Consider the following 23,400-nt stretch of genomic DNA (forward strand, 5'->3'; position numbering starts at 1 on the left):
GACCGGACGCTAGGAGCCGCGTAGCCCCGGTCGCGTCATGCGATCGCAGGAGGCCGGGCGGGGGTGTGCGGCGGCGCACCCGGGACCTCGGCCAGCAGGCTCAGCCGCGCCACCTGCCGGGCCAGCTCGGCCTGGCCGCGCAAGCCCGCCTTGGCGAAGACGCGTTGCGCATGGGTGCGCGCGGTGGTGACGGCGAGGCCGAGGGACTGCGCCACCTCCGGCAGCCCGGCGCCATGGGCGGTCTGCGCCGCGACCATCGCCTCCGCCGCGGTGAGACCCCAAAGCGCCCGCAGGCGGCGTTCCAGCATCGCGCCGGGCCCGCCTTGCACCGGATCGGTCAGCAGCAGCAGCAGCCGCGCCCCTGGCGGGGCGGGCAACACGCTGCATGGGGCGGCCTGCGGCGGCAGCGGGACCGCCAGCAAGGCCAGCGGCGGGCGGCCCGAGGGGCGCGGCAAGGGCAGGGCGGCGCCTTCCCCGGCCAGCGCCAGGGCAAGGGCGCGCCGCAAGGCCTCGCCCGCCGCTGCGGTCGCCGCGCGCAGCCGGCCATGGCGGTCGAGCGCGATCCCGTCCGCCGCCGCCAGCAAGGCGAGACCGGCGCGATTGGCCCAGGCCAGGGCCCCGGTGGCATCGGCCAGTACCACCCCGGGCGCCAGCCGGTCCAGCGCCGCGGCCAGCGGGCCGGGATCGGCGGTCGCGGCCAGCTGCCAGTGCACCTGCATCGCCCTTCGCAGATGCGGCGCCAGCCGGGTGAGGGCGGCCGCCTCGGTCGCGCCGAAGCGGGGCCACCGCGGCGGCCGGGCGATGCCCAGCACCGCACGCTGCGGCGAGGCCGGCGGCAGCAGGCTGAGGCAGAGATCGTCGTCGATCGCGTTCGGCCGCATCCAGCCGGCATGGAATTCGGTTTCCTCCAGCGCCTGCCCGACCAATTGGCGGGCGGTGGCGGGCGCGTCCCACCGGGCCGCGGCAGTAACGGGGTCGAGCGCCCCCCAGTGCGAGTCGTAGCTGTGGATCGCTCCCGGCGTGACCCCGTGGGAGGCGCTGATGCTAGGCGCGGCTCCGGCCGCCGCGACGCGGAGATCGGCCGCGCTGCCGCCGAGCGCCCTGGCCAGGGCGGCGAGCATGGCCGGCCAGCCGGCGGGCGCGAGGGCGGCCTCGTAGATCAGCGGGATGACCGGGGCGACCGGGTCTGCCGATGCTGCGGACGGATGCCAGTGACCGGCGATCGCGGAACCATCCATGGCTATGCCGGCTCCTGGCTGTCCGGCCCGGGCGATGCATCCCCTGGCGGAAAGCCAAGGGCCCGCCGGACGAGCATACACTATGGGAGATAACGCCCCGTCGATGTGCCGCCTGTCACATCGCGCCCTGATCCAGCCGGCGGCGAACCGGACAGGCTCAGCGCGCTTCCAGCACCGCCCGGCAGGCGGTTGGCAGGCGTGGCGCGGGGCCGGGCCCGCGCGGTGCCGGTTGGCGGGCCTCCGGCGTCAGCCACCAGTCGAGCGAGGCGTCGCATCCATCCCCGGCCGGCGGCGGCGCCTGGTCACGGCAATCCGGCTGTCCTGGCGGGCAGCGCAGGCGGAGATGCATGTGGCTGTCATGGCCGCGCCAGGGCCGGACGCGGCGCAGCCAGGGGGCGCCGGCCGCGCCGCGGCAGAGTTCGCGCTTGATGGCGGGATTGACGAAGATGCGATCGATGCCCGGCAATTCTGCCGCCAGCCGGATCAAGGTGGCGTGCCCGGGCGTCCAGCGGGCCGGGTCGATGCCCGTCCCGTCCGGCAGGACCAGGGAAGGCACCACCACATCCTCGCGCGCCGCGCTGGTCATGGCCGGCTTCGGCGAGAGATCCAGCCAGATATCGGCATCCAGCCCGGCCTGATGGCTGGAATGTCCATAGGGCATCGGCCCGCCACGTGGCTGGCCGAGATCGCCGATCCAGAGCGTCGGCAGGCCCTGCGCCCGGGCCCGCCCGGCGAGGTCGCGCACCGACTCGACCAGGGCCGGATGGCCCCAGTTGCGGTTGCGGGACAGCCGCACCGCCTGCCAACCCGGCCCGTCCGGCGGCAGCGCCACGGCCCCGGCGATGCAGCCGAGGCCGGTCTGGCCAAGGATATGCGGCGGCCCGGCGGTGGGCCGCGTCACCGCGGCCCAGGCCGCCCCCTCCGCCCGGGCGCCCGCCGGGGCGAGCGCCAGAAGCAGGGCGAGGGCGGCCGCGCGGATCAGAAGCGCCGCTCGAAGATGTTGAGCACGTCGCCCGGCTGCACCAGCGCTTCGCGCCCGGCACGGTATTCCACCGGGCGGCCCTCCGGGCCGATGCGGGTGACGGAGACATAGTCGCGGATCGCGCGGTAGTTGAAGCCGCCGGCCACCGCCACGGCAGTCAGCGTCGTCATGCCGGGCTGGTAGGGGAATTGCCCCGGACGCTCGGCCATGCCGAGCACGAAGATCGGCCGGTACCCGGTGACCTGCACCGCCACGCTGGGGTCACGGAAGAGGCTCTTCTGCTTCATCTCGGCTTCGATCGCGCGCTCGACCTCGCCCGTGGTGCGGCCGGAGGCCTTCACCGTGCCGACCAGCGGCAGGGCGATGCTGCCGGCATCCGAGACGCGGAAGTCGCCGGTAAGTCGCGGATCATTGAACACCGTCACGCGCACCTGATCATCCGGACCGAGACGATAGGCGCTGGCCGTCGCATCGGGCAAGGGTGGCAGGCCAGCCCCTGGTCCGCTGCAGGCGGCAACCGCCAGTACGGGGAGCGTCCACAACAGGCGCCGTGCAATCATCGTTTAGCCTTCCTTCCCAATTTCGCGGATCGCGCGACGACGGCACTGCGTGCACCGGCATCGTGCGATCATCCCACGCGCCCTCTCTGCCAGAGCGCAAGCCGGGAGCACATTCGCGTTTCCTTGCGCAGGTGGTTCATCACGCCGTTGTTTGCGCCGCACCACGATGTTCGCCAGCCCGTTGATTGACCCACTGAGTAGCGGACGCGTATTGCCATTCGCCTGTACAGCGCTGCCGCAAAGGGAAGACGCAACCCTCATGCTCGACAGACCGGTTGAGTCCAGGCCACCCGCCGACAAGCGGCCTACGCTCCGAACTCCAGTTCCCGTCGCCGCACCGATCGAGCCCGAGGGCATGACGGTGACGGCGCTGCTGGCGGCACTCCGCCGGCGGCGCTGGGTGTTGATCCTGTGCGCGGTGCTGTTTCCCGTCGCGGCCTATGTCGCGGCGAAGCAGCTGACGCCGCGCTACACCGGCAACACCACGGTGATGTTCGAGCCGACGGACTACGCCGCGCGCGAGCTGCAAAGCATCCTGCGCGACGAGACGACGACGGATGCGGTGCTCGCCAGCCAGGTCGAGGTGATCCGCAGCCTCTCCGTCGCGCGGCGCATCGTCCGGCAATTCGACCTGACCAACAACGACGAGTTCTTCTGGTGGGCTGGTGAGGCGAAGCGCGTCGAGGGCCTGGCGTATCGCTGGAGCGATGCGCTGGCACGGCGGCTCAACAGCATCTCGCCGAGCCTCGCCGAACTGGTCGCGCCCGAGCCGCCGGCGCCGCGCCCGCCCGAGGAGCGTGCGGAGATTGCGGCGGCCGAGGCGGTGCGCGACCGGCTGCAGGTGGCGGTGGTGCGCAATTCGCGCGTGCTGACGGTGAGCTTCACCTCGGAGAATCCACGCCTTGCGATGGATGCGGCGAACCTCGCCTCCGAGCTCTACATCTCCGACCAGCTGGAGACGAAGTTCAACGCGGTGCGCCGGGCCAACGACTGGCTGGATGGCCGCGTCGGCCAGCTGCGCCAGGAGCTCGGCCAGACCGAGGCGCGCATCGCCGAGCTGCGCACCAGCTCCGGCCTCACGCGCGGCGTGAGCGCGGCGCTGTCGACCGAGCAGGTCAGCAAGATCAACAACGACCTGGTCGAATCGCGGAACGGCCTGGCGATGGCCGAGGCGCGGCTGGCCGCGGCGCGGAGCGGCGGCGGCGGGGCCGACATGACCGCGCTCGGCGCCTCCAATCTGGTGCAGCAGCGCTCCCAGCGCGACACGGCGCGTGCGGATCTGGAACGGCTGTCGGCGACGCTCGGCTCCAACCATCCGGATGTCCGCGCGGCACGGTCGCGGCTGCAGGATATCGACCGCGCCGTCGGTTCGGAGACCGGCCGTGTCGTCCAGGCGCTCGACGCCGCGGTGCGCGAATCCCGCGCCCGGGTGCGCAGCCTCGAGGACGCGCTGCGGTCGCAGGAAGCCCGCGTGAACCAGAGTCAGACCGCCGAGATCCAGGTCGCGGCGCTGGAGCGCGAGGCGGAGGCGAGCCGCACCCTGCTGCGCGCCGTCCTCGAGCGCTCGCAGCAGACCGTGTCGCAGACCGCGATCGAGAAGCCGGACGCGCGCATCCTTTCGCCGGCGACGATGCCCGGCTCGCCCAGCTTCCCGAAGACCATGCTGATGGTCATCGCCGCGGCGGTGCTCGGTGTCGTCTTCGGCCTGCTGGTGATCTGGTTCCTCGAACAGTCGGACAGCACGCTGCGCTCCGGCGAGGAGATCCGCGCCGGGCTCGGCCTGCCCTGCCTGGCGCTGGTGCCGATGCTGCGGCGCGGCCTGCTCGGCCGCCATCGGGTCGAGGACTACGTGGTCCGCAAGCCGCTGAGCCCCTTCGCCGAGAGCATGCGCACCCTGCGCGCGGCGCTCTGGCTGGGCTCGGAGCCGCCGCGCGTCGTCGTCATCACCGCGGCGCGACCCGGCGAGGGCAAGACCACCACCTCGGTCGCGCTCGCCCGGTCGGCGGCGATGAACGGCGAGCGCGTGCTGCTGATCGACTGCGACGTGCGGCAGCCCTCGCTCGGCCGGGTGTTCCGCTGCGAGGGCGCGCCCGGCGTGACCGACCTGTTGCTGGGCCAGGCGGTGCTGGAACGCATCATCCGCCGTGATCACCTCTCCAGCCTCGACTACATCCCGGCCGGCGCGGCCGAGATCCATTCGCTCGGGCTCTTCATGTCGGAGGCGATGGCCGGGCTGCTGGACCGGGTCAGGCGTGACTATGACCTGATCGTATTGGACGCGCCGCCGGCCTTGGCCATGGCGGACGCCCGGGTTGTTGCCCGGCTTGCGGATGCAACCTTGCTTTGCGTGCGCTGGCGCGATACCCCGCGTTCGGTCGTGCGGAACTCCCTCGGACTGCTCGAGGAAGCGCATGCCCGGGTGGTGGGCGCGGCGCTCACGCAGGTCGACGCCAAGGTGCATGGCCGGTCCGGCTACGCCGATGCCGAGGTCTACCACCCGCGCTATGGCGGCTACTTCAGGGAGTAGGGTTCGGCATGGACGGGCAGCGTTTCCTTGTCACGGGTGGCGCCGGCTATGTCGGCAGCCATCTTGTCCTGACCTTGGTCCAGCGCGGCGCGCAGGTTGTCATCCTCGACAACATGCGCCAGGGCCATCAGGCGGCGGTGCCGGACGGGATCGAGCTGGTCCAGGCCGAGGTCGGCGACCGCCGGCGCCTGGCGGAGGTTTTCGCCGCCTGGAAATTCGACGCGGTCTTCCACTTCGCCGCACTCTCGCTGGTCGGCGAGAGCATGCGCGATCCGCTGCGCTATTGCATCGATAACCCGTCGAACAGCCTGATCCTGGCCGATGCCGCGGTGAAGGCCGGCTGCATGAAGTTCGTCCTGTCCTCGACCGCGGCGCTGTTCGGCTTCCCCAAGCAGATCCCGATCGACGAGGACGCCGAGGTGGCGCCGGTCTCCGCCTATGGCGAAAGCAAGCTGATGGCCGAGCGTGGCCTGGCCTGGGCCGACCGTGTGCACGGGCTGCGCAGCGCCAGCCTGCGCTACTTCAACGCCGCCGGGGCCGATCCGGGCGCCTTGATCGGCGAGGACCACGAGCCGGAGACGCACCTGATCCCGTTGGCGATCGGCGCGGCGCTCGGCACGCGGCCGCCGCTGACGGTCTTCGGCACCGACTATCCGACACCGGATGGCACCTGCATCCGCGACTACATCCATGTGCTGGACCTGGCGGATGCGCATATCCGCGTGCTGGACCGGCTGACGACGGCGAGCTGCCGGTACAACATCGGCAACGGCACGGGCTATTCGGTCCGCGAGGTCATGGATGCGGTGGAGCGGATCGGTGGCCGGCCGGTGCCACATGAACTCGGCCCGCGCCGCCCCGGCGACCCGGCGGTGCTGGTGGCGTCTTCCGCCAAGCTGCGCGCCGAAACCGGCTGGACTCCCCGCTTCGGCGCGCTGGACGATATCGTCCGCACCGCCTGGGACTGGCATTCGAAGCATCCAAGGGGCTTCGACGACCGGGCCTGAGGGTCAGTCGGTCAGCCGGTTCAGGATCGGCACACGCCGCAATACCCAGGCTTTCAGGAGCAACGGCAGGCCCACCCCCGCGGCCATGGCGACGGCCAGATGCAGCGGGAAATTGCCGGCGGTATAGGGCACACCGGCTCGGATCAGCCCGGCCTTGGCCGCGCCGATCGCCAAGGTGTTGAACAGGTAGATCGCCATCGCATAGCGGCCAAGCGTCACCGGCCAAGTCGGCCGCGACAGCGGCGGGCGGCGTATCAACCCGTGCAGCGCCGGGATGCACAGCAGGCCGCAGAGCACCAGCGACCAATGGTTGTTGATATACCAGGGCACGTCCACCCAGACCGACATCGAGGCCAGCAGCGCCGCGCCGAACAGCAGCCACCACAGGCCCTGTCGCCGGTCCATCACGGGCAGCAGCCGGTCCTGCCGCTCCGCCACCCAGGCGCCGGCGGCGAAGAACAGGAAGAACCGGGCGAAGCGATCCAGGTAGGCGACCGGCGGCACGTCGACGAATTGCAGCGCCAGCCCCAGCAGCAGCAGCCCGGTGGTGCCGATGCCCGCGCGCAGCAGGACCATCCCGACCAGGGTGCAGAGGAACAGGACCAGCAGGTACCAGACCGAGGTCGCCGGGCTGTGCGCGGTGTCCCATAGCAGGTCCACCAGTCCGCCCCAGAGCCCGTCCGGCGGGTTGTCCACCACCAACGCCTGCATCGCCACCCATTTGGCGCCGAGGATCAGCAGACCGATGCCGAAGAAGGGGACCAGCAGTCGCTCCGCCCGCCGCAGCACCTGGCGGGGCCAGGCCGCGGGTGGCGCCGTCAGCACGCCGCTGAGCACCGCCACCGTGCCGCTGAGATAAAGGAAGAAGGGCATGTGGAAGCGGTACAGCACGTAGCGCAGCGGTTCGTACCAGCCGCTGCCCTCGGGCGGCGTATTCGCCACCAGGTGACCGGCCACCACCAGCAGGATCGCGTAGCCCTTGGCGCGGTCGAGGTCGAGCCGGCGTTCGCGTGGAGGGCGTATCGCCCGCATGGCCTCCGTCACCGGCACCGTATCCGGCATTCAGCCGTAGCCCCGCGCCTGGCGGGCCAGGGCTGCGGACATCACGCCCTCCTCCGGCCCGTTCTCCCGCCGGCCGTGCTTGGACCGGCGCGGCGCCATCTCCCGTGCATCGACCTTGGCGCGGGCCATGACGGCGTAGAAGAAGCTGAACTGCATCAGCGCCGTGCTGGCGATGAGCGTGTTGTCGAAGCCGCTGTGCAGCAGCGCCGCCAGCAACCCGGCCCGCAGCACCAACCGGTCCGCTGGCGGCGCCTTGTTCGCACCCGACCAGACCCAGAGGATGATCGACAGGAAGATCGCGGCGCAGCCGATGATGCCGGCATCGACCGCCAGGCGGAGGAATTCGTTGTGCGCGGCGTTGCTGCCGAGCAGGCGGATGGTCGGGTCCTCCGGGTTGACGATCAGCTTGCCGGCGCCGAGGCCGAAGCCGAACAGTGGCCGGGCCTCGATCGCCTCGAGGAAGTAGGGCCAGATGATGTCGCGGCCCGACATGTTGTCCGACATCCCGGCGATGCGGTCGAAGGCGAAGTAGATGGCTGGGCCGAGTGCGAGGACACCGGGGATCATGCCGCCCATCGCCAGGTCGACCTTGCGCTGCAGCGGAAAGATCTTGCGGTTCGAGAAGAGCAGGATGATGACGAGGAACACCCCGACCGCGATGAGCGGCGCGCGTGCCTGGGTCAGCATCAGGATGGCGAGGTCGAGCCCGCCGATGATCACCCATTTCAGCCTGAAGCCGCGCAGGTATTCCAAAGTGGCGGCGAAGATCGCGGTGACGCAGAACCCGCCGAGGAAGGGCGGGGTGTGCATCCCCTGGAAGCGGCCGCCGACATCGAACCAGGGCCAGATGCCGGCCGCGGTGGTCAGCACGCTGGCCAGCGCGCTGATGATCGGCACCACCGCGGCGCCGCGGATCAGCAGGGTCCAGACCCGCCTCGGCGCCAGGACGAAGCCGAGCGCGAAGGGCGCGGTCGAGCCGATGAGGCTCCGCACCATGTCGCCGTTGGTGGCGATCCGGCCCATCGGCAGGATGGCGATGCTCAGCCCGGCGATCGCGACGAAGGTGAGGAACGGCCAGTTGATGTCGCTGGTCGCGCCATACCGCAACAGCAGCGCACCGGCGAGGGCAAAGGGGACGGTCTTCACCAGCGCGGCACCGAGCGAGCCGCCGACGCCGGCTGCCATGGACGTCTGGATGTCGAGCCCGAGGCCACAGCACAGCACCAGCACGGCCGCGAGCGCACGGGGAAATTGGTAGAAGGCCAGCGCCGCCAGCCCTAGCACCATCATCGGGACGAGCTGGAGCATGCGCTCCGGCATCGCTACCGCGCCGATCAGGATGAAGGCGGCGCCAAACAGGGCGATCAGGCGCTGCGTCGCAGGCGTTAGGGCGAGGTTCATGCAACGGTGTTGTCCCATGCGGGAAGGGGACGGGCCAAATCAGGGTTGTGTCAGGTGAAGGATGGCGTGGTGATGCAGGCGACGGCTCCGGGGCAGCGGCATGCTGGCCTCACGCGGCTGCGATTCTTCCTGATCGGCTGGGTGATCCTCTATCACCTGAACCTGCCGTTGCACGTGACCGATACCTGGACCTGGCTGGGGCCGGTGCTGTGGCGCGGCTATCTCGGCGTCGACGGTTTCTTCCTGTTGTCCGGCTTCGCCCTTTGGCTGGGCTATGCGGCCCGGCCTCCACGGGGCGCGGCCGGCATCGGGCGCTTCCTGCTGCGCCGGGTGGCGAAGATCTGGCCGCTGCATGCGGCCGCCCTGCTTGCGCTGGCGCTGCTGGTCGGGCTGGCGATGGCGCTGGGCGTGACCATTCGCGACCCGGAGCGCTTCGGCGCCCGCGACTTCGTGTTGCAACTGCTGCTGGTGCATGGCTGGGAAACGACAAGCCGCTTCAGCTGGAACTATCCGTCCTGGGCGCTGTCGGTCGAATGGGCCGGATACCTCGCCTTCCCGGCGCTGCTGGTCGGGCTGCTGCGGCTGCCGCGGGCCGCGGTGCCGCTGGCGCCGCTGGCGGGGATGCTCGGCCTGGTCTGGCTGAGCGTCTTCGGCCCGGATACCTCGCTGAATTACACGCTCACCTATGGTCTGCTGCGCTTCGGCTGCGAATTCGTGCTCGGCCTCGGCCTGGGGCGGCTGGCGACCGAGGCCCGGCTGCCGCGGGCCTTGCCCTGGCTGGCCGTGGCCGGCCTGCCGCTCGGTCTCTGGCTGCGGCAGGACGCGGTCACCGTGCTCGGCCTGGCCGGGACGATGGTCGTCATCTGGCAGGCGGGCCTGGGCCGGACGGGGCCGGCGCGGCCTGACCTGCTGCTCCGGCTCGGCGAGGCCTCCTTCGGCATCTACCTGAGCTGGGTCTTCGTCGAGGCGGCGGTCGTGGGCATCCTGCGCCTAGCCGGGCCAGGGCCGGCCGGCGGCGCGATGCTGATGGCGGCAGGGTTCGTGGCAACGCTCGCCACCGGCTGGTGTGCCTGGCGCTGGGTCGAGGTCCCGGCGCACCGCTGGATCCTGGCCCGTGTCCAGCGGCAGGTGCCCCCTCCGCTGGCGGTGGCTCAGCCCAGCAGCGCCCGCACCTCGGGGTAGGGCGCCGGTCCGTCGCCCGGTTGCATCCGGTACCAGCTGCCATGGCTGTAGGACCACAGGGTCACCGGCAGGCCGAGGGCGCGAAACGCCGGCAGCCCCTCCGCCAGATCGCCGACCCAGGCGGCGCGGTTGGTCTGGTTGCCGCCGGGGCCGTTGTATTCGGCGACCAGCACCGGGATCCGGTGCCGCTCCCGCCAGGCGACGGCCGGGGCGAAGCGCCGGCGCACATCGGCGGTGCGGCCGCTGCCATAATGATGCACCTCGGCGATGGTCCAGGGGTCCGCCGGCGGCGCGATCTCGAGCAGCGAGCGCAGGCTGTTCCATTCCCGCCCGCCCCAGACCAGCAGATGCCGGGGCGCCGCGGCCCGCAGCGTCGTCAGCATCCGGTCGCGCACCGGCGCCCAGGCGGCGGTGGTCTCGAAGGCCGGTTCGTTCAGCGGCGCCAGCGCCACCATCTCCGGATCGGTGCGGCTGCCGAAGAAGCCGGCGCGGGAGGCCAGCTTGTCCCATTCCTGGGCTTCCGGCGTGTCCTGCTGGATGATGTCGTTGAGGCCGAACAGCACCGGCAGCCCGGCGGCATTGGCATCGTCGATCGCCTGCCGGAACATCTCCAGCAGGTCGCTGCCGCCGCCGCCGCTGGGCACGAACATCCGCACGTGATCGAAGCCGGCGGCACGGAAATCCCGCCACCAGCCGCGGCCAAGACGGCGCGGATGGTTGTTGCGGGCGACCGGGAACCAGCGTTCGAGATTGGCGCCGCAACGCAGGCGCGACAGCCGGTCACGCAGATCGGCTGGCTGCGCCAGGGCTGGCCCGGCAGCCAGCAAGGATGCTGCGAGCAGGCCGCGGCGGGAGGGGTGCAAGATCGCGCCTGGCGACATGGCCCCGCGGGTCAGCCGAAGCGGAAGGCGCTGGAGGCCGGCGGCGCGGCGGGCGCCTCGACCGCGGCGGGCTGCTGGGCCTGCTGCTCACGCATCCGGGTCTCGACCTGCTTGAGCAAGCCGGCGAGCGCATTCACCACCGTCGGCAGTTGCACGAGCGGGACGATAAGCTGCCCGGCCGGAAAGGGCTTACCGTCTGCCCCGGTCTGGGCGAGGGTCAGGCGGGCGACCCCGAAGGTGACGCTGGCATCGAGGATGCCGTCGCAGAACAGCGTGGGACCTGTGGTCATGGCATCGGCTCCGACATGGCGCGACGACGCCGGCGGATGGCCGGCAGCGCAGGGCTCAAGGCATTGGGCGCCGGGCGGCGCGTGGCCGCCCGGCGAGCGATCCGCCGGCGATCACTGCTCCCGGAAGGCCCGGGTGAAGCTGTCGCGCAGCGGCTGGGTGATATAGCGCCAGAAGGTCCGCTCGCCGATCTGGATATGGGCTTCCACCGGCATGCCAGGCACCAGGAAGACGTTCGGCAGATGGGCGAGCTGGTCCGGGTCGATGAGCACATAGGCCCGGAAGTACTGCTGGCGCGACTGCTCGTTCGTCGTCACGTCGGCGGCGACCCAGGTCACATGGCCGTGCAGGTAGGGCACCAGCCGCTGCTTGAAGGCGGGCAGCCGGACCTCGGCCCGCAGGCCGGGATAGACCACGTCGATATCCATCGGCTGGACGTTCACCTCGGCGACCAGCCGGTCCTGCGTCGGGACCAGATCGAAGATCGGGTCGCCCGGCCTGAGCACGGCGCCGACCGTGAAGACCTTCTGGTTGACCAGCGTGCCGTCCTCCGGCGCGACCACCTCGCGCCGGGCGGAGATGTCGACCGCCGAGCGCAGCTTCTCCTCGGCATCCGACAGCTTGGCGCGGACGTCGCGGCGGTCGCTGGCGGCTTCGGCCATGCGCTGGTCGAGGGTGGTCTGGATCTGCTTGCGGGCCTCGTCGATCGAGGCATTCGCCCGGGCGATCTGGCCGTTCAGGTCGTCGATCGTGCCCTCGAGCGAGGCCGTCGCGCGCTGCAGCGCCAGCAGTTCCGGCAGCCGGCCAAGGCCCTGGGCGACCAGGCCGCGGCGCATCTGCTCCTCCTGCTTGGCGAAGATCATCTGCTGCCGGGTGGCGTTGAGCTGGCCGCGGGCACCCGAGATGAAGGCCGTCTGCTGGTCGATCCGCGCCTGCAGCACCTGCACCTGGCTGTTGAGGTTGGCCTGCCGCGCCTCGAACAGGGCGCGCTGGCCGTTTACCGCTTCCATCGCGCGCGGGTCGGTGCTGGCCCGCAGGTCTTCCGGGAAGGTGATCTGGCTGGCGCGGTCGATCTCGGCCTGCAGGCGGGAATCCTGCGCGAGCAGCGCCCAGCGCTGCGCCCGCTGGGTCTCCAGCACGCTGTCGGACTGGGCCGGGTCGAGCCGCAGGATGACGTCGCCGGCCTTCACCTTGCTGCCGTCGCGGGCCAGGAGCTCCCGCACCATCCCGCCCTCGAGGTGCTGGATGGTCCGCCGGCTGCCCTCGACCTTGATCGTGCCCGGTGCGACCGAGGCCTCGGCCAACGGTGCCCAGCCGGCCCAGGCGGCGAAGCCGAGCACGAAGACGACGAAGACCACAATGCCGAAGACCAGCGGGGCGCGGGTCCGCGGCGCGGCCGCGTCCAGCAGCGGATGCGGCGGGAAGGGCGGCAGGCTGGCCCCGAAATCGTGCTTCGGCAGCGGCGCCAGGGTGCGCGGGGCGACCGGGGCAAGCGCGGTCGGGGTTTCCGTGGTCACGCTCATCAGGCGGCACTCCCCTCTAGGCGCTGGGTCGGCGGCGGCGCGGCCACTTCGGTCGGGCGGGGATTCATCAGGCGCTTCAGCACCTCGGCGCGCGGGCCGAACATCTCGAGCGCGCCGTCCTTCAGCAGCAGCACCTTGTCGACGCCCTGCACCAACGTGGGCCGGTGCGAGACCAGGATCACGGTGGTGCCCTGTTCCTTCAGCCGCTCCAGCGCCATGGTCAGCGCGGCTTCCGAATCGCCGTCCAGGTTGCTGTTCGGCTCGTCGAGCACGATCAGCTTGGGCCGGCCGAACATCGCCCGGGCCAGCCCGACCAGCTGCCGCTGGCCGCCCGAGAGATGCTGCCCGCCGTCGCCGATCTGGGTGTCGTAACCATTCGGCAAGCGGAGGATCATCTCGTGGCAGCCGGCGAGCTTGGCCGCTTCGTACACCGCGGCCGGCTCGGATTCCGACATGCGGGCGATGTTGGTGAAGACCGTGCCGTCGAACAGCTCCACGTCCTGCGGCAGGTAGCCGACATGCCGGCCGAAATCCTCCCGCATCCATTGGTATACGTCGGCGCCGTCCAGCCGGACCGTGCCGGCGGAGGGCGGCAGGGTGCCGATCAACAGGCGGATCAGCGTGGTCTTGCCGGCGGCCGAAGGGCCGATGATCGCCAGGCTCTCGCCGGGCTGCAGGGCGAAGTTCACGCCCTTGATCAGCGCCACGCCCTGGCCCGGGAAGGCGTAGGAGACGCGCTCGACCGAGATCCGCCCGGTCGGCTCCGGCAGCGGCATGCCGGCCGACCGGATCCGTGGCTGCATCAGGAAGGCCTGCAGCCGGCGGAAGGACTGCCGCGCCTGGACCAGTTGCTTCCAGCCGCCGATCAGCTGTTCCACCGGGGCCAGCGCCCGCCCCATGATGATCGAGCCGGCGATCGAGGCGCCCGAGGTGAGCTCCTGCTGCAGGACCAGGTAGGCGCCGACGCCGAGGATGGCGATCTGCACCGCGAGACGGAAGAATTTGGTGGCCGCGACCAGCATCGAGGCGCGGTCGGCGGCGCGCTGCTGCGGCTCGGTCATCGCCGCGACGGATTCGCGCCACTGGCCGATGACCGCGGGCAGCATGCCCATGCTGTCGATCACCTCGGCATTGCGGGTGATGCTCTCGGCCCGGCGCTGCGAGTTCATCGCCGCGGTATTGGCCTCCCGCAGCAGCTTCGAGGTCGAGAGCTCGCTGGTCAGGGTCAGGCCGAACAGGATCACCGCGCCGCCGAGGGCGATGAAGCCCATGACCGGGTGCAGCATGAAGATGAAGCCGATATAGATCGGCACCCAGGGCACGTCATACAGCGAGAGGGCGCCGGCCGAGCCGAGGAAGCCGCGGCAGACCGCGAGGTCGCGCAGCGCCTCCATCCGGTAGGGCCGGCCGCGCAGGGCGCTTTCGATGGCACGGACGAAGCCTTCCGGCGCCACCCGGTGTTCCACCCAGGCGGCCAGCCGCTGCATCACCTGGCCGCGCACCGCTTCCAGCAGGGCGAGCACCAGGGTGGCGACGATGGCGATCAATGACAGGAAATAAAGGGTGTCGAGGATCCGGCTCGCCAGGACCCGGTCGAACACCTGCATCATGTAGATGGAGGTGGTCAGTTGCAGCAGGTTGACCACGCCGCTGAAGACGCCGACCAGGATGAACTGCTTGCGGCAGGCGCGGAGCGCCCGTTGCAGCGGCGTCGTGGTGGCGTTGTCGAACCCGGCCGACGGGCCGGCGAGCCGTGCGAAGGACATGCGTCAGCCTGCGAGGAGGCCGGCGAGGCCGGCCAGGGTTGCGGGATGCAGCGCCAACCACCCGGCCAGGACGCCGGCGATCGCCAGGGCGACGAGATTGGCCAGCAAGACGGCGCCGAAGCCGGGCGGCCGGGGCAGTTTCGCCAATTGCTCGGCCGCCGCCTCGCGGCGGATCTGGTCGATCGAATTGTGCAGGTAGCGGAAGGCGTGGTCGCTGAGCGCCGTCTGGGCAGCCTGGCGCGACTGCTCGATCGCCTCGGGCGTTGCCGGGCGGCCTGCTTCGGTGGCGATGGCGAAGGCCAGCAGGTCGATCACGCGATCCTCGGCTGGACGACCAGCGCGAAAGGCGGAAATCTCCCGCCCGGGCAGAGGCTGGGTAGGCGGTATCTCGATTGGTCCGGACATCTCCGGCCGCAATGCGGTGGTCGTGGCCATTCCTAGGCTCCGAATCGGGCCGCCCGGTCGGGCGGCAATGTGCTTCGCTGCCGTCTGGCGGGTGCAGCAGACCGCCTGGCGCGAATAGGGGCCGGCTCATGCACCTGTGGCGTGGGACGGCGACGGGCCGAATACGCACGTGCAGCGCCCCGAATTGCAAGCCCTAACCGGCAAACCATCCGAGACTGTAACCTGCCCGGGCGGTGATGGGCGACTTCTCCATGGCTCGTGTCGTCATCTGCACCGAAACGCCCGTGCGCAAAGACACATGCCGGGTTGCTTTTCGCTGCGCCACGGAACGTGATCGTTGCGGTTTGTCGCATTCCCCGCTGCCGCATGGTAGCAAGCCCCCCAAGGGAATTGGGGGGTGGATGGTGAGCAGGATTCCAGCCTGGGTTGCTGGCGCAGTCTTCCTGGGCACATTGCCGCTGTCCGGCGCGGTGGCGCAGTCGGCTGCTGGCATCTCGCGTCAGGACGTGGAACGCGGAATGACCGTCGCCTCGCGACAGAGGCGGGACTACAACCCGCTCGGCGTGCGCCTGGGCGCCTTCACCCTGAATGCCCTGGCAGATGGCGGGCCCGGCTTCGACAGCAATCTTCTGGGCACCAAAAGCAACAAGACTTCGGACGGCTTCATGGATGAATCCGCCTCCGTCAGCCTCGACAGCGACTGGTCGCGGCACGGCGTCGGGGTGTCCGGCAACATGGACGCCCGGCAGTATTTCACCAACAGCGAGTATGACTGGATCGACTGGGACGTCGGCACGTATGGTCGCTACGATTTCTCCTCCCGCACCAATGCAGAAGCCCGGTACCGGCACTATCGCGACCACCTCGATGTCTACAGCATCGACGTTCAGTCCGCCGGCATCTCCCGGCCGGTGCCCTACGATTCGGATGAGTTCCAGGCCACCGGCACCACCCAGCTCGGGCGCGTCGGCTTGGTCGGCACCGGCATGCACCGGACCTACCGCTTCCAGAATGTGGTCATCGGCGGAGTGCCGAACCTCGTATCGCTGAACGACTTCGACACCACCATCGGCGCCCTCGGCACCAGCTATGCCTTCTCACAGGGGCGCTTCGCCAATGTGATCTTCCGGGTCCAGGACATCAGCTACCAGAAGGAAGTATCACGCGGTCGCGACAGCTTCACCTGGGAGGTCCTCGGCGGCTTCACCTATGACTTCGACGGAGTCTGGCAGGGCCGCATCGCCTTCGGCTGGCGGGAGCGCAGCTACAAGGATCCGAACCTGAAGAACCTCTCCGGCCCGGCGGTGGAAGGCCAGCTCACCTGGGCGCCAACCCTGCTAACCACGGTCCGCTTCAACGTCGCCCGCACCATCGAAGAATCGATTCGCCAGGATGCTGTCAGCTTCAACCGGACGGCGGGTGGCGTCGGCGTGGATCACGAATTGCGACGCAACATCATCCTGAGCGGTGATTTCCGCGCCGATTACCGCCAATACACCAGTCCGACCCAGACTGCCTTCGACGGCATCTTCACCGCGACGGCCCGCTACCTGTTGAACCGGAACATGTCGGTGATTGGAACCTACGCCTATTCCCGACGTTTCGAAGCGAGCAATGGCCTTCCCGAATACGATCGTAACCTCTTCCAGGTCCGGCTCCGCGTTGCCCTTTGACAGTAAGGGGACAAGGGTTCCTACTGTCCGGCTGCTCGGGCTGGACTTTGCCGACCTGTCGCTCGGTGGGGTGCTCGGCTGGCTGTCGGCGCGGCCGAAGGATGCCGCCTTCGGGTACGTCGTAACCCCGAATGCCGACCATTTGGTCCGGCTGCGGCGGCATGCGGCATTGCAGCCGCTCTATGACGGCGCGGTGCTGCGGCTGCTGGACAGCCGCGTGGTGGCACGGGTTGCCAGGGCCTGCGGCCTGCCGGCGCCCGAGGTCGTGCCAGGTAGCGACCTGACGGCGCATCTCGTGCGGGATGCAATCGACCCTGCCGAACCGGTGAACATACTCGGCATGGATTCCTCGGCGGTGGCCGGCTTGGCGCAACGCTGGAACCTGCAGCGAGTGGCGCACCACAATCCACCCATGGGGTTCGAGCACGACCCCGCTGCCATGGAACAGGCGATCCGTTTCATCGAGGAAAACCCCGCCCGGTTCACCTTTTTGGCTGTCGGCTCGCCCCGGCAATGCCGAGTGGCGCATGCTGTGGCGGCGCGTGGCAAGGCGAAGGGCACCGGACTTTGCATCGGCGCCAGCCTGCTCTTCCTCTCGGGGCATGAACGGCGGGCGCCTCGGCCGGTGCAGCAGGCTGGGCTGGAATGGGCCTGGCGCCTGGCGCAGGACCCGCGGCGGCTGGCGCGGCGCTATCTGGTGGACAGCCCGGCGGTGCTGCGGCTGTTGCGCGAAGAGGCTCAGGCCCGCCGCCAGCCGGCCTGATCGGGCCGGCTCAGCGAGCGGCAGCGCCAGGCAGGGCGGCCAGGATTTCGGCACGCACCCGACGCGGCAGGCCGCCGCGATGGGCCGTATCGTTCCGCGCCAGGTAGTCCCGAGCCGCCGGGTTGAGCCGGTAAAGCAATGCTTCCGCTGGACTTGGCCGGAACGCGCGGGCGAGCCGCAGCGCCGCCGGCCCGGCCCGCAGCCCTTGGGCCAGCACGCCGTTGCGCGCGCCCTTGACCTGGTAGGCAAGGAACCGCGGCAGCAGCCCTGGCAGGGAAGCGCCGTATTTCATTCCTATATAAATTCTATTGCGGACAAAGTGGAACCAGCGCGTGCCGGACCAGGCAAAGCGCCGCTCGCCGCTCACCTTGTGGCGCACCGCGATATCGCCGCGGTAGCGGATGCGGCGGCCCAGGTTGATGGCGCGGAGGGCAAAATCGAATTCCTCCCAGCAGAAGAACAGCGCGTCGTCGTAGCCACCCGCCGCGACGAAGTCGGTCCGGCGGATCGCATGGCCGGCGCCGACGAAGGTCACCGCGTCGAAGCTCTCGGCCGCCCGCGGCAGCAAGCCGGGCGGGTAGCCCCAGGAGGACAGGTCGTCCGCCCCGGTCGAGAAGACCAGGATGCGGCAGGCGATCGCGGCGATATCCGGCTCCGCCTCCAGCGCCCGCGCGGCCTGGGCCAGGGTGTCCGGCCCGGCGAATTCGGCATCGTTGTCGAGCGCGAAGACGCAGCGGCCGGTGCCGAGCGCGGTGGCCCGGTTGCGCCCGCCGGCCACGCCCCAGTTGCGGTCGAGCTGCACCAGCGTGGCATCGGCTGCCCCGTCCACCGCCTCGGCCAGCAGGGCCAGGTTTTCCGGTCGGCTGCCCTGGTCGGCGATCCAGACATGCTTGACCAGGCCCGCCTGCGCCCGCGCCGAGGCGATCGCCGCCACCGTGTCCTCCGCCCGGTCGAGCGCCAGGATGATGACATCGGCGTCGTAGTCCGGCCCCATGGGCCCGGGCGCGCCGGCGATATGCCGCGGCGGCGGATAGGTGGGCAGGCTCATCCCAGGCGGATCCCTTCAAAATCGGGCGCCGGGACCGCCAGGTAGGCGGTCCGCTTGGCCTCCATCCGGCCGCGGGTGACGGTGTCGAGGATCATCCCACAGGCGAAGGACAGGAAGGAAAGCAGCACCAGCCCCATGGCCAGCACCGCGGTCGGCAGCCGGGGCACCAGGCCGGTGGCGAGGAATTCCCAGACCACAGGGGTGCCGAAGCCGAGCCCGACCAGCAGCAGCGCCGCGGCGATCCAGGAAAAGAAGGGCAGGGGCTTCTCTCGCTTCACCAGGGCGATGATGGCCTTGAGGATGCGCCAGCCGTCGGAGAAGGTGTGGAGCTTGGAGACGCTGCCCACGGGGCGGTCCTTGTAGGCGGTCTCCACCTCGCCGACCGGCAGCATGAGCTCGAGCGCATGGACGGTGAATTCCGTCTCGGTCTCGAAGCCGGCGGCCAGGGCGGGGAAGGATTTGACGAAGCGGCGGGAGAAGACCCGGTAGCCCGAGAGCATGTCGGAGATGCGGTTGCCGAAGATGGTCCGCACCATCCCGGTCAGCATCAGGTTGCCGAAGCGGTGGCCCGGCCGGTAGGCCTCCTGGATCTGGCTGATCCGGATGCCGGTGACCATGTCCAGCCGCTCATCGGCCAGCTTGGCCACCATGCGGGGGGCGGCGGCAGCCTCGTAGGTGTCGTCGCCATCGACCAGGACATAGATGTCGGCCTCGATGTCGGCGAACATCCGGCGGACGACATGACCCTTGCCCTGCAGCGATTCGGTGCGGACCACGGCACCGGCGGCGCGGGCCACGTCGACCGTGCGGTCCTTCGAGTTGTTGTCGTAGACATAGATGGCCGCCCCCGGCAGCGCCGCCCGGAAGGCCTGCACGACCCGAGGGATCGCCACTTCCTCGTTGTAGCACGGCACCAGCACGGCGATGCGCGGCGCGGCATGGCCTGGGGACGGGTCGAGACCCGGGACGGTCTGCGGTAGGGTATCGGGCACGCGGAATCTCCGGCGGGACAAGGGCTCAGCAGGCATTGCGCATGCGCGCAACCGCCAGCAGGGTCCGCACCAGGATCACGAGATCGAGCCAGGGCGACCAGGTCTCGATATACTCCAAATCGCTTTCGACGCGTCGGATAAGCTTATCCTCGGTTTCAGTAGGCCCCCGCCATCCACGCACCTGGGCGAGACCGGTCAGGCCCGGCTTCACCCGGTGGCGAGCGGCGTAGCGGGCCATCACCTCCTCGAAGGGGCGGTCGCCGGCACGGGTGCCGGGAGCATGCGGCCGCGGGCCGATGAAGGACATGTCGCCGCGCAAGACGTTGAAGATCTGCGGCAATTCGTCCAGCGAGGTGCGCCGCAGGACGGCGCCGACCCGGGTAACCCGCGGGTCGCCAGCCTTGACCTGGCGCTTGACCGTGTGGTCCGCCGCATCGTGGTACATGGTGCGGAACTTCAGGACATAGAAGTCGCGGTTGTTGAAGCCGGTCCGCCGCTGACGGAACAATGCCGGCCCCGGGCTGTCCAGCCGCACGGCGAGGACGATCAGGGCCATCGGCACCGCGGCGACGGCCAGGGCACCGATCGCCAGGACATAGTCCTCGATCACCTTGACCACCGCCGCCCAGCCGCGGATCGGCCGGTCCGCCAGTCGCAGCAGGCGCGGCGCCTCGGCCGCATCGTGGCGATAGGCCAGCAGGTCGGGGGCGAGGCAGACATCCACCGGGTAGTCGGCCAGCATCGCCTGCATGTCGCGCACCCGGCGCTCCTCCGCCCAGGGCATGCAGAGCACGACCTGGTCGACCTCGCCGCGGCGGATCATGCCGTCGAGCGCCGTGACCGGGCCAAGATAGGCCAAGCCGCCGCTGCCGGCCGCTGCCACCGCGTCATTGTCCACCAACCCGAGCAGCGCGACCCCCTGGTCGTGCCGGCCAGCCAGGCTGGCAGCAAAGCGGGCAGCCTGCGGACCGTTGCCGACCAGGACCGCGCGCTGCCGGCTGAACTGCGGCACGGCGCGGAAGATGGCCGCCGAGCCGAGCCGCCCAGCCAGCAGCATCGGCGCGGCAAGGCCGAGCCAGAGCAGTGCCGCACCCGGCCGGAAGGTGACCGGCGCACCGAGCACCAGGGCGGCGGCGGCCAGCCCGCTGCCGCCGAGCACCAGCCCGCCGAGCGCGCCCAGGACCGCGCGCCGCGCGCCGAACAGCGCGGCATGGGCATAGGCGCCGCCGAAACCGGCGAGGCTGATGGTCAGCGCGGCGAAGAAGGCGATCAACTGCGGCGAGGGCGAGCCGCGCTCCAGCGGGACATACTGCAGGACGACGCCCGACAGGATGACGGCAAGCGCGTCCAACCCGGCGACAACCGCAGCCAAAAGCGCGGGCGAGACCGGACGCGGAAGCCGCTTCGGTCGCCGCACCGGCTCCGGCTGACGGACATCGGCGAAGCCAGGCCAGGTCGCTTCGGCCACGGCAGGCATCAACGGTGCGTCCTTGGTCCCGCGGTCGGGTTGGCTCATGCCATGCATGCAGGCAGTCCCGGGCTGTTGGCGTGCCGGTGGAGGGCGCAATCAGGGTTGCGATGCTGCATGGCTTCGCCGTCCTTCAGTTGGGGGACGGACGGCCGCTGCCGCCCTGGCCGAAGACGAAGCGCCGCGAGAGAACGAAGTTTCCCACCAACCCGGCCAGCGACCCTGCGGCGACGCCGAGCACCGGATTCGCGGCGACCAGCGGCACCAGGGCGATCAGCGCCGCATAGGTTCCGTAATTGAAGGCGAAGCCGACGAGGTTGACCACCAGGAACAGCGCCCATTGCCGGACCGGCGGCGCGTTTGCGGCGCTGCGGAATGTCCAAGCGCGGTTGAGCGCGAAGGTCGTGGTCGCCGCGGCGAGGTAAGACAGCACGCGGCCGAACCAGGGCCCAAGCCCAAGCGCGATGGCCGCGGTGAGCACCGAGGCATCGACCACGAAACCGGCGATCCCGACGACGCCGAAGCGCAGCAGTTCGACTGCCATGCGGACGCGCTCGGGGCCCAGTCGCGCGGCCCAGCCCGGGATCGAAGTGCTCTCGGTGTGGGGAACGGCGGCCATGTCATGCATCTCGGATAAGAATGATCTACCGGTCTGCGCGCGGCCGAACAAACCACGCCGCAGTGACGAAGGCCCCGTCATGGGCTTATGCCGCCATGCCGGGCGTCACGTTCTGCGGCGCAGCATGGATCGGGCCGGCGCGGCGCGATGGGGCATTGATGCAGGCGGTCGGGTGGCATGCGGCGAAAGCTCCGGAACGCCTCATCCTGGCAGCAGGATGTGACGTGGGTGGGGCAAAAGCACGCCCCACGGCGCCTACCACACGCGCGAGCGAGCCTGCCTCTTGCGCAACTGAGACGGATCAGGCTTGCCTTGTTCCGGCTTCACAGATCGGGAACGACATCATGGATCGTCGCAGTTTCCTCCTCGGCACGGCCGGGGCGGCCACCTTGCCGCTGGGCGGGCCGGCCCTGGCGCAGCCGGCCGGGAGCCGGGTGCTGAAATTCATCCCCCAGGCCGACCTGGCGGTCATCGACCCGATCCTGACCACCGCCTATGTCACCCGGCACCACGGCTTCCTGATCTACGATACGCTGTACGGCATCGATTCGCAGTTCAAGGCGCAGCCGCAGATGGCCGAGGGCCATCTGGTCGAGGATGGCGGCAAGCGGGTCACCATCACCCTGCGCCCGGGGCTGAAATTCCACGATGGCGCGCCGGTGCTGGCCAAGGACGCGGTGGCCAGCATCAAGCGTTGGTGGCAGCGCGATGCCATGGGCCAGGCACTCGCTTTGGCGACCGACGACCTCTCGGCGACCGACGACCGCACCCTGACCTTCCGCCTGAAGAAGCCCTTCGCGCTGCTGTTCGACGCGCTGGCCAAGCCGGGCAGCCCGGTTTGCTTCATCATGCCGGAGCGCATCGCCGCGACCGACGCCAATACCGCCTTCAAGGAGATGGTCGGCTCCGGCCCGTTCCGCTTCAAGACGGATGAGCGGATCGCCGGCAGCCGGCTGGTCTATGAGCGCAACCCGGACTACCTGCCGCGCCAGGGCGGCGCCGCGGAATGGACCTCGGGCCCGAAGGTGGTGCATTTCGACCGCGTCGAGTGGAACGTCATCCCCGATGCCTCGACCGCCGCCAATGCGCTGCAATCCGGCGAGATGGACTGGTGGGAACAGCCGACCGCCGACCTGCTGCCGCTGCTGAAGCGCGGCCGCAACATCAAGGTCGAGACCTACGATCCGACCGGCCTGCTCGGCCTCTGCCGCTTCAACCACCTGCACCCGCCCTTCAACAACCCAGCCGTCCGCCGCGCGCTGCTCGGCGCCACCAGCCAGGCCGATTTCATGACCGCGGTGATCGGCACCGATCCCAGCATGTGGAAGGACAAGGTCGGCTTCTTTCCGCCGGGCACGCCCTTCGCCTCGGATGCCGGCATCGGGCCGCTGACCGGTCCGCGCGACTATGCCAAGGTCAAGGCCGACCTCGCCGCGGCCGGCTACAAGGGGGAGAAGGTGGTTCTGATGGGGGCGACCGACTTCCCGTCCCTGAACGCGCTGGCGCAGGTCTGCCTCGACATGCTGCAGAAGTCGGGGATGAACGTCGACTACGTCTCGACCGACTGGGGCAGCGTCGTCACCCGCCGGGCCAACCGGAACCCGCCGGACCAGGGCGGCTGGAACATCTTCCTCACCTTCTTCACCGGGCTCGACTTCTTCTCGCCGGCCGGCCATCTCGGGCTGCGCGGCAACGGGCTGGCGGCCTGGCCGGGCTGGCCGACCATGCCGAAGGTCGAGGCGCTGCGCAGCGAGTGGTTCGACGCGCCCGACCTGGCCGCGCAGCAGCGCATCGCGCGCGAGATCCAGGCGGAGGCCTTCCAGGAGGTGCCGTACATCCCCGTGGGATCGTATCTCCAGCCCTGGGCCTACCGCAGCAACATCAGCGGCGTGCTGAACGGCATGCCGCTGTTCTGGAACGTCAGGAAGGCCTGAGCCCCGGCCAGGGCCGGACCACCGCGGGGTGCCTGGAAAGGCGCCCCGCCGCATGGTCTACTCCGCGCGACAAGGGCGGGG

20 protein-coding genes are annotated in these 23,400 nt (G+C 70.3%); 6 read left to right on the forward strand and 14 right to left on the reverse strand.

The genetic code is table 11. The features are described from left to right. Nucleotides 1-35 precede the first annotated feature (35 nt). The 3 genes from ACFQS7_RS06540 to ACFQS7_RS06550 form a co-directional block, all read right to left on the reverse strand. Nucleotides 36-1,238: a helix-turn-helix transcriptional regulator gene (locus ACFQS7_RS06540; protein WP_380066236.1), complete on the reverse strand. Its 1,203-nt coding sequence runs from the start codon at nucleotides 1,236-1,238 to the stop codon at nucleotides 36-38. Between the two features lie 157 nt (nucleotides 1,239-1,395). Beyond that, a complete protein-coding gene (mepA, locus tag ACFQS7_RS06545; protein ID WP_380066237.1) occupies nucleotides 1,396-2,139 on the reverse strand; it encodes a penicillin-insensitive murein endopeptidase in 744 nt (247 codons plus the stop codon). A 77-nt stretch (nucleotides 2,140-2,216) separates the two neighbouring features. Continuing rightward, complete coding sequence (locus tag ACFQS7_RS06550; protein ID WP_380066238.1) at nucleotides 2,217-2,699, reverse strand: polysaccharide biosynthesis/export family protein; 483 nt, start codon at nucleotides 2,697-2,699, stop codon at nucleotides 2,217-2,219. 436 nt (nucleotides 2,700-3,135) lie between these two features. On the opposite strand from ACFQS7_RS06550, the gene ACFQS7_RS06555 reads away from it, so the two are divergent. Next, nucleotides 3,136-5,307, forward strand: coding sequence for a GumC family protein (locus tag ACFQS7_RS06555; RefSeq protein WP_380066239.1), 2,172 nt, complete (start codon nucleotides 3,136-3,138; stop codon nucleotides 5,305-5,307). A gap of 8 nt (nucleotides 5,308-5,315) precedes the next feature. Further along, nucleotides 5,316-6,314 carry a UDP-glucose 4-epimerase GalE gene (gene galE / locus ACFQS7_RS06560; RefSeq protein WP_380066240.1) on the forward strand — a complete coding sequence of 333 codons (999 nt, stop codon included), beginning with the start codon at nucleotides 5,316-5,318 and terminating at the stop codon, nucleotides 6,312-6,314. 3 nt (nucleotides 6,315-6,317) lie between these two features. Here the strand turns inward: galE and ACFQS7_RS06565 are convergent, their stop codons facing one another. Both ACFQS7_RS06565 and ACFQS7_RS06570 read right to left on the reverse strand, forming a co-directional pair. Further along, nucleotides 6,318-7,376, reverse strand: a complete 1,059-nt coding sequence (locus ACFQS7_RS06565) for an acyltransferase family protein (protein WP_380066241.1) — start codon at nucleotides 7,374-7,376, stop codon at nucleotides 6,318-6,320. Then, the gene (locus ACFQS7_RS06570; RefSeq protein WP_380066242.1) at nucleotides 7,377-8,777 is read right to left on the reverse strand and encodes an O-antigen ligase family protein; all 1,401 of its coding nucleotides are present in this window, start codon (nucleotides 8,775-8,777) and stop codon (nucleotides 7,377-7,379) included. Between the two features lie 72 nt (nucleotides 8,778-8,849). Here ACFQS7_RS06570 and ACFQS7_RS06575 point away from each other — a divergent pair, with 72 nt between their 5' ends. Continuing rightward, nucleotides 8,850-9,959 carry an acyltransferase family protein gene (locus tag ACFQS7_RS06575; protein WP_380066243.1) on the forward strand — a complete coding sequence of 370 codons (1,110 nt, stop codon included), beginning with the start codon at nucleotides 8,850-8,852 and terminating at the stop codon, nucleotides 9,957-9,959. On the opposite strand, the gene ACFQS7_RS06580 is transcribed toward ACFQS7_RS06575, so the two are convergent. The 5 genes from ACFQS7_RS06580 to ACFQS7_RS06600 all read right to left on the reverse strand — a co-directional run bounded on the left by ACFQS7_RS06580 (nucleotide 9,929) and on the right by ACFQS7_RS06600 (nucleotide 14,732). After that, complete coding sequence (locus ACFQS7_RS06580) at nucleotides 9,929-10,822, reverse strand: glycoside hydrolase family 5 protein (RefSeq protein ID WP_380066244.1); 894 nt, start codon at nucleotides 10,820-10,822, stop codon at nucleotides 9,929-9,931. The two genes, ACFQS7_RS06575 and ACFQS7_RS06580, sit on opposite strands and share 31 nt — an antisense overlap. Before the next feature lie 29 nt (nucleotides 10,823-10,851). Continuing rightward, entirely contained in the window at nucleotides 10,852-11,130 is a 279-nt protein-coding gene (locus ACFQS7_RS06585) for a hypothetical protein (RefSeq protein ID WP_380066245.1), read from the reverse strand. 111 nt (nucleotides 11,131-11,241) lie between these two features. Beyond that, entirely contained in the window at nucleotides 11,242-12,651 is a 1,410-nt protein-coding gene (locus ACFQS7_RS06590) for an HlyD family type I secretion periplasmic adaptor subunit (RefSeq protein WP_380066246.1), read from the reverse strand. Further along, nucleotides 12,651-14,417, reverse strand: coding sequence for a type I secretion system permease/ATPase (locus tag ACFQS7_RS06595; RefSeq protein WP_380066247.1), 1,767 nt, complete (start codon nucleotides 14,415-14,417; stop codon nucleotides 12,651-12,653). The genes ACFQS7_RS06590 and ACFQS7_RS06595 overlap by 1 nt, the downstream gene beginning before the upstream one ends. A gap of 3 nt (nucleotides 14,418-14,420) precedes the next feature. Beyond that, a complete protein-coding gene (locus ACFQS7_RS06600; protein WP_380066248.1) occupies nucleotides 14,421-14,732 on the reverse strand; it encodes a hypothetical protein in 312 nt (103 codons plus the stop codon). Nucleotides 14,733-15,058: 326 nt separating this feature from the next. Here ACFQS7_RS06600 and ACFQS7_RS06605 point away from each other — a divergent pair, with 326 nt between their 5' ends. Beyond that, the gene (locus tag ACFQS7_RS06605; RefSeq protein ID WP_380066249.1) at nucleotides 15,059-16,495 is read left to right on the forward strand and encodes an outer membrane beta-barrel protein; all 1,437 of its coding nucleotides are present in this window, start codon (nucleotides 15,059-15,061) and stop codon (nucleotides 16,493-16,495) included. Continuing rightward, nucleotides 16,485-17,258, forward strand: coding sequence for a WecB/TagA/CpsF family glycosyltransferase (locus ACFQS7_RS06610; protein WP_380066250.1), 774 nt, complete (start codon nucleotides 16,485-16,487; stop codon nucleotides 17,256-17,258). Before ACFQS7_RS06605 ends, ACFQS7_RS06610 begins: the two co-directional genes overlap by 11 nt. Before the next feature lie 10 nt (nucleotides 17,259-17,268). Here ACFQS7_RS06610 and ACFQS7_RS06615 read toward each other — a convergent pair whose 3' ends face one another. From ACFQS7_RS06615 to ACFQS7_RS06630, 4 genes are all read right to left on the reverse strand, one after another. Beyond that, nucleotides 17,269-18,306 carry a glycosyltransferase family 2 protein gene (locus ACFQS7_RS06615; RefSeq protein WP_380066251.1) on the reverse strand — a complete coding sequence of 346 codons (1,038 nt, stop codon included), beginning with the start codon at nucleotides 18,304-18,306 and terminating at the stop codon, nucleotides 17,269-17,271. Continuing rightward, nucleotides 18,303-19,298 carry a glycosyltransferase family 2 protein gene (locus ACFQS7_RS06620; RefSeq protein WP_380066252.1) on the reverse strand — a complete coding sequence of 332 codons (996 nt, stop codon included), beginning with the start codon at nucleotides 19,296-19,298 and terminating at the stop codon, nucleotides 18,303-18,305. Before ACFQS7_RS06620 ends, ACFQS7_RS06615 begins: the two co-directional genes overlap by 4 nt. A 25-nt stretch (nucleotides 19,299-19,323) precedes the next feature. Continuing rightward, complete coding sequence (locus tag ACFQS7_RS06625; protein WP_380066253.1) at nucleotides 19,324-20,814, reverse strand: exopolysaccharide biosynthesis polyprenyl glycosylphosphotransferase; 1,491 nt, start codon at nucleotides 20,812-20,814, stop codon at nucleotides 19,324-19,326. Nucleotides 20,815-20,899: 85 nt separating this feature from the next. Further along, a complete protein-coding gene (locus ACFQS7_RS06630; protein WP_380066254.1) occupies nucleotides 20,900-21,466 on the reverse strand; it encodes a GtrA family protein in 567 nt (188 codons plus the stop codon). A gap of 263 nt (nucleotides 21,467-21,729) precedes the next feature. Between ACFQS7_RS06630 and ACFQS7_RS06635 the strand changes: the two genes are divergently transcribed. Next, nucleotides 21,730-23,319 carry an ABC transporter substrate-binding protein gene (locus ACFQS7_RS06635; protein WP_380066255.1) on the forward strand — a complete coding sequence of 530 codons (1,590 nt, stop codon included), beginning with the start codon at nucleotides 21,730-21,732 and terminating at the stop codon, nucleotides 23,317-23,319. Nucleotides 23,320-23,400 lie beyond the last annotated feature (81 nt).

Source organism: Dankookia sp. GCM10030260, from assembly GCF_042666655.1.
GTDB lineage: Bacteria > Pseudomonadota > Alphaproteobacteria > Acetobacterales > Acetobacteraceae > Paracraurococcus.